Source organism: Soonwooa purpurea (genome assembly GCF_053891095.1).
Map to the genome: position 1 here is coordinate 341,098 of NZ_JBSSMA010000002.1, position 11,040 is coordinate 352,137.

Annotated in this window: 11 protein-coding genes; 4 read left to right on the forward strand and 7 right to left on the reverse strand. The window is 35.2% G+C overall.

What is annotated here, in order from left to right; all coding sequences use genetic code 11:
* Window positions 1–82: 82 nt before the first annotated feature.
* Window positions 83–1,411 (reverse strand): hydroxymethylglutaryl-CoA reductase, degradative, encoded by a 1,329-nt coding sequence (locus tag ACVFVN_RS03410; RefSeq protein WP_456234190.1) that lies wholly within the window; start codon window positions 1,409–1,411, stop codon window positions 83–85.
* 168 nt (window positions 1,412–1,579) lie between these two features.
* On the opposite strand from ACVFVN_RS03410, the gene ACVFVN_RS03415 reads away from it, so the two are divergent.
* The 3 genes from ACVFVN_RS03415 (at window position 1,580) to ygiD (ending at window position 4,368) form a co-directional block, all read left to right on the forward strand.
* Complete coding sequence (locus ACVFVN_RS03415; protein WP_456234177.1) at window positions 1,580–2,758, forward strand: MFS transporter; 1,179 nt, start codon at window positions 1,580–1,582, stop codon at window positions 2,756–2,758.
* Between the two features lie 201 nt (window positions 2,759–2,959).
* Window positions 2,960–3,472: a YceI family protein gene (locus ACVFVN_RS03420; RefSeq protein ID WP_456234178.1), complete on the forward strand. Its 513-nt coding sequence runs from the start codon at window positions 2,960–2,962 to the stop codon at window positions 3,470–3,472.
* A 71-nt stretch (window positions 3,473–3,543) separates the two neighbouring features.
* Window positions 3,544–4,368 carry a 4,5-DOPA-extradiol-dioxygenase gene (ygiD, locus tag ACVFVN_RS03425; RefSeq protein ID WP_456234179.1) on the forward strand — a complete coding sequence of 275 codons (825 nt, stop codon included), beginning with the start codon at window positions 3,544–3,546 and terminating at the stop codon, window positions 4,366–4,368.
* Window positions 4,369–4,479: 111 nt separating this feature from the next.
* Here the strand turns inward: ygiD and ACVFVN_RS03430 are convergent, their stop codons facing one another.
* On the reverse strand, window positions 4,480–4,935 hold the full coding sequence (locus ACVFVN_RS03430) for a DUF2059 domain-containing protein (protein ID WP_456234180.1): 456 nt from the start codon (window positions 4,933–4,935) through the stop codon (window positions 4,480–4,482).
* A 4-nt stretch (window positions 4,936–4,939) separates the two neighbouring features.
* Complete coding sequence (hutH, locus tag ACVFVN_RS03435; RefSeq protein ID WP_165136132.1) at window positions 4,940–6,430, reverse strand: histidine ammonia-lyase; 1,491 nt, start codon at window positions 6,428–6,430, stop codon at window positions 4,940–4,942.
* 73 nt (window positions 6,431–6,503) lie between these two features.
* On the opposite strand from hutH, the gene uvrC reads away from it, so the two are divergent.
* Window positions 6,504–8,300 carry an excinuclease ABC subunit UvrC gene (gene uvrC, locus ACVFVN_RS03440; protein WP_456234181.1) on the forward strand — a complete coding sequence of 599 codons (1,797 nt, stop codon included), beginning with the start codon at window positions 6,504–6,506 and terminating at the stop codon, window positions 8,298–8,300.
* 51 nt (window positions 8,301–8,351) lie between these two features.
* On the opposite strand, the gene ACVFVN_RS03445 is transcribed toward uvrC, so the two are convergent.
* The 4 genes from ACVFVN_RS03445 to ACVFVN_RS03460 all read right to left on the reverse strand — a co-directional run bounded on the left by ACVFVN_RS03445 (window position 8,352) and on the right by ACVFVN_RS03460 (window position 10,859).
* Window positions 8,352–9,119, reverse strand: a complete 768-nt coding sequence (locus ACVFVN_RS03445) for a hypothetical protein (RefSeq protein ID WP_456234182.1) — start codon at window positions 9,117–9,119, stop codon at window positions 8,352–8,354.
* A gap of 293 nt (window positions 9,120–9,412) precedes the next feature.
* Window positions 9,413–9,844 carry a PepSY-like domain-containing protein gene (locus ACVFVN_RS03450; RefSeq protein WP_165136141.1) on the reverse strand — a complete coding sequence of 144 codons (432 nt, stop codon included), beginning with the start codon at window positions 9,842–9,844 and terminating at the stop codon, window positions 9,413–9,415.
* 58 nt (window positions 9,845–9,902) lie between these two features.
* A complete protein-coding gene (locus ACVFVN_RS03455; protein ID WP_456234183.1) occupies window positions 9,903–10,229 on the reverse strand; it encodes a DMT family transporter in 327 nt (108 codons plus the stop codon).
* Window positions 10,230–10,295: 66 nt separating this feature from the next.
* Window positions 10,296–10,859, reverse strand: coding sequence for a Crp/Fnr family transcriptional regulator (locus tag ACVFVN_RS03460; protein ID WP_456234184.1), 564 nt, complete (start codon window positions 10,857–10,859; stop codon window positions 10,296–10,298).
* Window positions 10,860–11,040: the final 181 nt, after the last annotated feature.

Here is an 11,040-nt window from a genome sequence, read left to right on the forward strand (position 1 = left end):
TGTGATTTTTAAAAATATACCGAAGCCTAGTATAAATAGGGCTAATCCAAGTCCAAACATGTAGTGATATTTTTTATTGAAATTATTGTCCTCTCAGTTTATTCAATTCCGAAATCACTTCATGGTGACTTACCGTTTTGTCTTTAAAATACGTCACAAAATGTTGTTTTTCTGCTTCGGTTGCCCCAAACTGATTAAGGATGTTAAACAAGTGCATTTTCATGTGACCTTTTTGGATTCCCGTTGTCACCAAAGAACGCAAGGCTCCGAAGTTTTGTGCTAATCCAGAAACCGCTAAAATACTCATCAACTCTTGTGCAGAAGGCTTTCCTAAAAGTGCTAAAGAGAATTTTACCAATGGATGAAGATTGGTTAATCCGCCAACTACACCCACGGAAATTGGTAAGTCAATCCAAAATCTAAAAATGCCGTTATCTATTGTGCAATGCGTTAATGACGAATATTTACCGTTCCTAGAAGCATAGGCGTGGGCGCAGGCTTCTGTCGCACGGAAGTCGTTTCCTGTCGCGATAACTACGGCATCTACGCCATTCATAATGCCTTTGTTGTGCGTTGTTGCGCGGTAAGGTTCGATCTCGGCAATGCTCACTGCTTGTTTAAACTTCCATGCAAACTCTTCATTGGAAATGCCGCTATCATCTTTCAGCTCCTCAATTAGGCAAGATACTTCGGCACGAACGATGCAGTCTGGCGTGTAGTTGGAAAGAATATTCATAACCACTTGCAAAGAGGCTTTTTCTTCTGGAGTGAAATCTTCTTCTAAAGCAATTTCCTCTTTCAAGGTTTTTCCAAATTGTTCCAAACACGAGTTGATAAAATTGGCGCCCATAGAGTCCACCGTATCAAAACTCGCTTTCAGCTGAAAATAATTTTCCATTTCGGAGGTTTTGTCAATCAATCTGATATTCAAAATGCCGCCACCACGTTTCCTCATATTTGCGGTGATATCTTCGGTCGCTTCGAAAAGTTTTTTCTTTAATTTAAAATTAAAAAAATGTTGCAGTTTGTGTGGTTCAACATTCAATATAAAATGAGTGTGACCTAATTTTTTGGTGTTGATAATGGTTGTTTTGAAACCGCCTTTATCTAACCAAAATTTTGCTGCTTTTGACGCTGCTGCAACAACCGAGCTTTCTTCAACAGCCATAGGAAGCGCTAATAATTTGCCATCGATAAGGAAATTAGGCGCAATTCCGTAAGGCATATAAAAGTTGGAAATGGTGTTTTCCGAGAATTCTTCATGCAGTTTTTGTATGTCGTGATCGTTATTCCAATATTGTTGTAAGATCTGCTCGTAGCTACGATCTTGGCTAAGATATTCTTTGATTAACCAATCTATTTTTTGTTGTTTGGATAGTTTTGAAAAACCTTCAACGGGTTGGTGATTCATGTCTGTAAAAAATTTGATGTTCAAAGATAAGCAATTCGTTTTTGCCTTTTGAGAGATTCTTGTCAGGTATTGTTTTTTTTGTAATCAATTTTATAATTAGGCATTTTCTATGATTTTAAATTTCAAATAGTGGTAACTTTGCACTCGTTTTTTTAACACCTAATATATATGTCTAATACTTTCACTTTAGCCAATCCCAAAAGAGTTTCCATTATACGTTATCGAACGGCGGTTTTTGGATATTTTTTCTGTCAAGGACTTGGTTTCGCATCATGGGCAAGTCGTATTCCTTCAATAAAAGAAGCGCTAGGTCTTAGCGAAGGACAGTTGGGTGCCATGTTGTTGATGTTGCCATTAGGACAATTGTTTACGATGCCTTTGTCTGGGAAGTTGGTGACGAAATATGGTAGCGCAAAAGTTATTTCTGTTGTTTCCATATTATATGCTTTGATATTGTTGAGTATTTCTTTCGCTTCTAATATTTATATGTTGGCGGCGTCATTATTTTTATTTGGTATTGCTGGTAATATGGGAAGTATTGCGGTTAATACGCAAGCGGTTGCTGTGGAAAAAATGTTTCGGAAATCAATTATGACGTCGTTTCATGGTGGTTGGAGTTTGGCAGGGTTTTTCGGAGCGCTTATCGGATTATTAACGATTAATTTTCATCTTAATACAACCTATCTTTTTTTGATTATTCTAAGTTTGGTTTTAATCAATACATTTTGGAATATTAAGTATCTTGTTCCGAAAGTAGAACATGCAAGTTCTAATGCCGAGAAAATAAAATTTAAGCCAGATGCTATTTTAATTCAGTTGGGTATTGTTGGTTTTTTCAGTATGGCGACGGAAGGTGCGATGTTCGACTGGACAGGCGTCTATTTTAAAGATGTTGTGAAATCTCCAACGTCTTTGGTTATTTTGGGTTATACATCATTTATGATTATGATGGCTACAGGAAGGTTTTTGGGTGACTTTCTCATTACTAAATTAGGCAAAAGAAAAGTGCTTATTATAAGTGGACTTTTGATGTTTGTGGGGATGATGACTTCTGTATTGTTTCCTTATGTTTCGACGTCAACTATTGGTTTTATGCTAGTCGGTTTGGGCGTTGCGTGTTGTGTGCCAACCGTGTATAGTATGGCAGGGAAACATTCTAGTATTCCTCCAGGAATGGCCATTGCCTTGGTGTCGAGTATTAGCTTTTTAGGCTTTTTGATGGGGCCTCCTTTAATAGGATTTATTGCGGAAATTTTCGGATTGCGTTGGTCGTTTACCTTGTTTTCTGTATTTGGGTTGGCAATGGTTGTGATGATGTTCACAAGTTCTTACTTCAAAAAATCATAATTTTTTGTTAAGTTCGATTGTAATAAATTAAATATTTAAAATTTTAAAATAATAAAGCCTTTTGTTGAAGGGCTTTTTTGTTTTTATTATTTAAAATCTTAATATAGATCAAGTTGTTAAGTTATCATAAATCAATGTTTTATATAGATTCGCAGTGCTACATTTGCAATAGAAATTTTAATCAATAAAAAACAAAATATTATGGCAACTAAATGGCTACTAGATCCAGCACACAGCGAAATTACTTTTAAAGTAAGACACATGATGATCTCTAATGTTAAAGGACAATTCCAAAATTTCAACGCAGAAATAGAAGCAGAAGATGACACTTTTGAACATGCAAAAACTACTGCTTATATCGATGTCGATTCCATTTACACAAATAATACAGATCGTGATAATCACCTGAAATCAGCAGATTTTTTCAATGCAGAAGCGAATCCTAAAATCACTTTCGAAACAAGAACTCTTAATAATGATATCACTGGAAATTTAACAATAAATGGTATTACAAAACCAATTAAATTAGAAGTAGAATTTGGAGGGATTTCTAAAGACCCTTGGGGTAATACCAAAGCCGGTTTCACTTTCGAAGGAAAAATAAGCAGAAAAGAATTTGGTCTTAACTGGAATGCCGCATTGGAAACGGGTGGTGTTATGGTGGGTGACGATGTTAAAATATCAGGCGATCTACAGTTTGTAAAACAAGCCTAAAAAATCTTTCTACAAATCTATTTTAGAAAAATTTAAGAGGTCTTTGATTTCTTAAATTTTTCGTTTTTATCATGAATATCAATCATCTTAATCAAATAGTCGAGACTTTTGCTCCAACACCCAAAATGCCAGTTTTGTTTTTGGGACATGGCTCGCCGATGAACGCCATCGAAGATAATGTTTTTGTACAAGGATTCAGAAAAATATCAAAAGAAATCCCAACACCCAATGCTATACTTTGTGTGTCGGCCCATTGGTATACAGACGGAACTTTTGTTACCGCAATGCAATATCCAAAGACGATTCATGATTTTTATGGCTTTCCAAAAGAACTGTTCGAAGTGGAATATCCCGCGCCAGGCTCGCCAGAATTGGCTAAAGAAACCACTGAACTTTTGTCGCCTTTTGCCGAAGAAGATCTCAGTTGGGGGCTGGATCATGGCGCGTGGTCGGTGATTAGGCATATGTATCCGGACGCTAATATTCCTGTAATCCAATTGAGCATCGACTATACAAAATCACCACAATACCATTTCGAACTTGCACAGAAATTAGACAAACTGCGTGAAAAAGGAATTCTGATTGTTGGAAGCGGTAATATTGTACATAATCTTCGAATGATTGACTGGCGAAATATAAATACAATAGGTGCCGGATGGGATTGGGCAATCGAAGCTCGAGAAAAAACCAAGTATTGGTTATTAGAGGGTGATTTCAAAAGTTTAATAAATTATAAAAAACAAGGTTCTGCGCTGCAAAATGCAATACCAACGCCCGAACATTTTTTACCTTTGATATATACTCTAGGTTTAAAACACAAGTCGGAAGAGCTTTCACTTTTTAATGATGCATTAATCGGCGGAAGCCTTAGTATGACGAGTGTTTTGATTGGTTAACTTTAATGGTTAATTGTTTTTTTAAACCCTATTTCAAACAGAGATAGGATTTTTTGTTTCGAATGAAGTGAAAAAAAATCCCGATAAACTTTTATCAGGATTTTGTATTTTTTACTTTGTTTCCATTGGAAGTGGTGGGTTTTGCAGATAGCCATCTTTTTCAAGATCTTCTATAATTTTATTTCCAATATTAATTCCCCATTCTTGGCCAATCGCCATACTTTCTTGCATGATTTGTGGAAGTGTCGTTATCGTCTTTTGACCTAGGGGACTTTGGTAGAATTTAATTAACCCATCAATATCTTCTCCTGTAAAATATTTGGAGTAAACAGGAATCATTTTGGATTGTAAATCTTTGTAGTTGATGTTTTCACGAAACTTTGTCCAAAAAATAGAAGGGACATTAGGATATGTTTCGTTGTAATGCTGCATCATTTGGTCAAACATCAAGGCCATATTCTTTTGCATGCCCATAACTTCCATTAGCCTCTCAACTTTTTGCTCTTTGGTTTGTGCAAAAGAAAACGAACATGTGATTAAACCGAATATTAAAATTACTTTCTTCATTATTTTAAACAGTTACCTTTAGCTTTCTATTTCTTATTAAATCAGCAATTGCCAACATATCTTTTCCAATCAGTCGATCGTCTTCCAATTTTGGGACAACACTTCTTATAATGCTGAAGTTTTCTTCAATAATTTTCGAACATTTTGCTGGTCTGCGGAATTCCAAACCTTGCGCAGCGAACATCAATTCAACAGAGAAAATGTTTACCAAATTGTCTAAAACCTGATTGAATTTTCTCCCCGAAATACTGCCCATAGATACATGGTCTTCTTGACCTAAACTTGTCGGTATAGAATCTGCCGATGCTGGGAAACAAAGGGTTTTGTTTTCTGTAACTAAAGCTGCTGAGGTATATTGTGGAATCATAAATCCTGAGTTAAGTCCAGAACTTTCCGTCAACAATCTTGGCAAACCAAATTTTCCTTCTAGCAAAAGATAACTTCTTCTGTCAGAAATGTTACCCAATTCAGCAGCCGCTAAAGTGGCATAATCTAAAGGTAAAGCCATCAGTTGTCCATGGAAGTTTCCTCCAGAGATCGACTCTTCGGCGCTCAAGACGATAGGATTATCGGTTACAGAATTTAGTTCTGTTTCGGCCATCATTTTTAAATGTTCAAAAGCATTTCTGCTGGCACCATGTACTTGCGGAACACAACGCATAGAGTAGGGGTCTTGTACCCTTTCGCAGTCTTCGTGCGCTTGTAGATTTTCCGAATTTTTCAAAAATTTCAACATTCTTGCTGCTACTTTTTTGCTTCCAGCAAAGGGGCGAATATCGTGCAGTTCTTTTTTGAAAGGACTAGCAGAACCTCGGTAAGCTTCCAGACTCATCGCTGCCGTCATATCGGCAAGGTCGAGAAGATATTCCATTTTTTCTAAACCTTTGATAGCGTGGGCTAAAATAAATTGCGTACCGTTGATTAATCCTAGACCTTCTTTTGGTCCTAGTTTTAATGCTTTTAGTTTATGTTTTTTTAAAGCTTTTTCAGTGTCAACGATTTTGTTACCATCCCATACCTGTCCAAGTCCCAAAAGAGGTAACACAAGATGAGATAAAGGCGCCAAATCCCCCGAAGCACCGACAGATCCTTGTTCTGGAACAACAGGGATAATGCCTTTTTCCAACATCAAAATCATACGTTCGATAAGTTCTAGAGAAACACCTGAAAAACCTTTCGATAATGCATGGATCTTTGCAATCATCATTATTTTTGACAATTCTTTATCAATTGGCTTTCCAACGCCAACTGCATGAGAAATGATGAGGTTGTGTTGCAACTGTGCCGTTTCTTCCTCAGAAATTTTCACATCGCAAAGTGGTCCAAATCCTGTGTTGATACCATAAACTGTATCGTCCGAAGCTACAATTTTAGCCACGTTTTTTTGAGATTTTATAATTTGCTCTTTTGCAACTTTATTAAGTTTTGCCTTTTTTGAGTCTTTGCAAATTTCTAAAACATCTTTATATGTAAACAAATCGATTCCGTAAATCATTAGTATAAATTTTCGTTAAAAATACTGATTTTTGTTGAGCTTGTCAAAGGACAATTATTAGTATTTTTGTTGTATGAATCCTTCTTTAGAACTTCAGTTAAAAACTTTGACATCCGATCCTGGCGTTTATCGTTATTATGATAAAAACGAGCAATTGCTTTATGTCGGAAAAGCTAAAAATCTTAAGAAAAGAGTCCTTTCTTATTTCAACAAAAATTTGTCAAGTTATCGTACCAGAATTATGGTTGGTAAAATTTTTCGTTTGGAGACAACCGTTGTTAATAGCGAGTACGAAGCGCTTTTGTTGGAAAATAATTTGATAAAAGAGCATCAACCGTTTTATAATGTGATGCTTAAAGATGACAAAACTTATCCGTGGATTTGTATTAAAAACGAAGCTTTCCCAAGAATTTTTATGACTCGGAATGTTATTAAAGACGGTTCGGAATATTTTGGTCCTTATGCAAAAGTGCGTCCAGCAAAAATCCTTTTAGATACAATAAAACATATTTATAAACTCCGAACTTGTAACCTAAATCTTTCGGCGGACAAAATTGAAAGTGGCAAATATAAAGTCTGTCTCGAATATCATATTAAAAATTGTGAAGGACCGTGTGAAGCTTTGGAAACCGAAGAAGAGTATAATGAAAAAATTGATGCAATCCGAGGAATTATTAAAGGGGATTTCCGAAAGGCAAAAGACTATTTGATCAATCAGATGATGCGCTATGCGGCTGATCTTAAGTTCGAAAATGCGCAGATGATAAAAGAAAGAATAGATGCTTTGGAAGATTATCAAACAAAAAATACCATTGTTAACCCCAATATAGATGATGTTGATGTATTTGGGATGACAAGCGACGAGACCGCAGCATATGTCAATTTTTTTAAAATAAGAAACGGGAATATTATTCAGAGTTTTACAACAGAAATTAAGAAGATTCTGGATGAAAGCGACGAAGATATTTTGGAAGAAGCTTTAATTGAGATTCGACAAAAATTTGGCTCAGATTCCAAGGAAATATTAATCCCATTTCATCTAAGTGTTGAAATTCCGAATGTAAAACTTATTGTCCCAAAAGTTGGCGACAAAAAACGTATCGTCGAACTCTCGGAAAAAAATGCAAAAGAATATCGACTTGAGAAATTAAAACAAGTCCAAATTGTGGATCCTGATCGTCACACCAATCGCATTATGGCGGAGATGAAACAGCTTCTGCGCATGCCTGTTGAGCCACGGCATATTGAAGGTTTTGACAATTCTAATATTCAAGGGACAAATCCTGTTTCGGCTTGTGTGGTCTTCAAGGATGGAAAACCTAGTAAAGCAGATTATAGAATTTTTCATCCCAAAACCGTCGTGGGTGCTAACGACTTTGCAACGATGGAAGAAGTGATATATCGACGTTACAAAAGAATGTTGGATGAAGGCGAAGCTTTGCCACAATTGATATTGATAGATGGAGGAAAAGGACAACTATCTTCTTCGGTGAAGAGTCTTAAATTACTTGGTTTATATGGTAAAATTACAATAATTGGTATTGCAAAACGTTTGGAAGAAATCTTTTTTCCTGACGATTCTATACCGTTGTATCTAGATAAAAAGTCGGAAACGTTAAAAATACTTCAGCGTGTTCGTGATGAGGCGCATCGTTTTGGGGTTCGACATCACAGAACGCGACGTAAAAATTCTACGATAAAATCGGAGTTGGAAGAAATTCCGGGAGTCGGTCCAAAATCAATTGAATTATTACTATCCAAATTAAAATCGGTGAAACGAATAAAAGAAGCCAACTTGGAAACTTTAGAAGAAATACTTGGAAAGTCCAAGGCTAAAGTAGTTTGGGAATATTTTAATAATGGAAATTAATTTTTTTAAAATACATAAAAAAAGCAGCTCTTGTTGGGCTGCTTTTTAGTTTTATTTTTTATTAAAAATTTCTTTGGAGTATGATCCATCTAATTTTGGAATTTCTATAACGATATTCCCATTTTCAGTATAACCAAGTGTTTTTATATTATTTCCCAATGTTACATGGAAAATCCCAGGTTTACTACTTTCAAATAATTTGGCAAAAGGTGTTGAACTTTTTGAAGATACCAAAATGAAATTGCCCGTTGCTAGATTGATGAGTTGGTAGTTTTCATTTTTGTTGGTAAAAACCAAAGCTTCTTCTTTTGCTGAGCTAATCGGCGCGGAGCTTACATTTTCAACAATTGTTTGCGCAGTTGTAGCTGTTGTTTCTTTTTTAGAATCTAGCTCTATGATGCTTTTGGGTGTAGAAAATGCAATGCTTTGTGTTGCTTGCTTCAAAGCTTTTGGAAATCCAATTTCAAATTCTTTTTCATCTGCGCTACCTTTGGATTCTAGAATTACTTTCTTTTGACAGTCTGTAAAATTAACTTTCACTTTGTTTTTAAAAAATGAACTGTCATCCAAGAGATTGGCGCTAAGTACAGCACAAGGATTATCTTTTAATGCGGCAGGCCAATCATGAGGTGCTTCCTGTATAACTTTGTATTTTTTTGCTTTTAGTTGGTCAACTAGGATTTTGTTGAGACCAAATTTGTTCATCTCTTTATCTTTTTCAAAGGTCTTTGGCACGTAGATATATTCGTAATCGGCTATATTTTGTGCAAAGCCCAAAGGAGATAAGGCTAAAAGTAATATTGCAAATGATTTTTTCATAAGATAATTTTGAACTACGAAGATAATAATACTTTTAGATTTCTTGATTAAATTTAAAATTCGGATTTTTAATATAAATGTAATTGAAAGGTATTTTTTAAAGTTTTATTTCTGTCTATATTGCTTTTATTTATAACAAAAACGTTAAAATGTTTTTGTTTTTATAAAATTAATATTTACATTTGAGGCAGATTTCAAATCACATTAACATATTTAAAATTTACCAAATTCACAATTTGAAATTAACCCTTCTTAGTCTAAGAAGGGTTTTTATGATTTTAATACAGAAAAAATTACTTTTTTATTCCTAAGAAAATGCCTTTTTCGTTGAATTCCAAAACCCAACCATTGCTTAGATCCAGACGTTGTTTTTTGTTTTCTTTTTCCCAACCGATAATTTGTTGAGTCAAATAATTGGCTTTCGCGTAATCCCAAACATTTTTAGGTACAACAGAGTTAGGGAGTTCTTGCATGGACTTGCTTTCGATATCTTCCAATTGGTTTTTATGATCAAAGTCCAATTCGATTTTATTATCAAGACTCACATTATATTCGGTGCCAAATTTTGTGTTTTCTTCAGTTAGTTTTACAATTTTGGAATCGGGAAAATGTTTCTTGATATAATTTGAAATGCCTTGTGGAACTTTATCAACGGGTATTTCTTTTTCTTGAGCTTGTGTAAAAATTGACAAACAGAAAATACATAAATAGATTATTGGTTTCATGGGGTTAAGGTTTTGTCCAAAGCTAAGAAAAAATATGGATATGTTAATTTAATAGAAATTAGTGACTGGCAGATTTTAGTCCAATAATAGAACCTATCAAAGTGCTTATGAAAAATAAACGCCAAAATGTTGCGGGCTCTTTAAAAATGAAAATTCCTACCAAAACGGTTCCTACAGCACCAATTCCTGTCCAGACGGCATAGGCTGTTCCGATGGGTAAATTCTGGGTCGCCTTCATAAGGCCTAGCATACTTATGGTGAGGCATACCAAGAATCCTGCATACCAAAAATAAGATTCTGTTCCCGATGTTTCTTTTGCTTTTCCTAGACAAGATGCGAAGGCAACTTCAAATAATCCTGCGATAATTAATATAATCCAGCTCATTAAAATAAATTTTCCGCAAATGTCGAACTTTTAAATACGAATCCTTTTTACAAATGTTAAAAAAAATTATTTGATTTGTGCTCGGATTCTGCTCAAGCTGACTTGTGTAATGCCAAGAAAAGATGCTATATGACCTAATGAAGCGCGTTGTAGAAGATTTGGGTGTTCGGATAATAAAGCTAAATAGCGATCTGTAGCTTTCATCGCAATTCGAGAAATAAGACGTTGTTCGGTTGTCACCAATTCTTTCTCTGCCAAAATTCTTCCCCAATTGGCGATTTCCTGATCTTCTAAATATAGCTTTTGCAAGGTTTTAATAGATACTTTATACAAAATACTATCTTCTAAAAGTTCAATATATTCGTAGTTCTTCTTATTATAAACGTAGCTATTCATTGGTAAAATTGGCGCACCTTCTGTTCCGAACCAAAATGTAATGTCTTGATCTTTGTATTGTGTGAAAGCACGCACCAGACCAGACTTTATAAAATACATGTCTTTTTCAAGCTTATTTGCTTGAAGTAGGATTTCGTTTTTTTGAAAAGCTTCTTCCCTGAAAAGTAAAACCAGTTTTTGGTTAGAGCTCGTTGAAAGTGTAGAAATTCTATTTATAATCTCTTTCGGCGTCATATCGAAGTATTATATAAGATACGAAACTACTGATATTTTAGTTGACTCGTGTTTTTTTTCTTTCCTGGCAATCCGCCTCCTTTTCTAATTCTTTGCTGCGGCCGGGCTGTTCGCTGTATCTTGCTTGCTTCGCTCGGACGTCTATCTTCTCTAGGCTTCGCCTTTCGAAGACCGTCGCCTC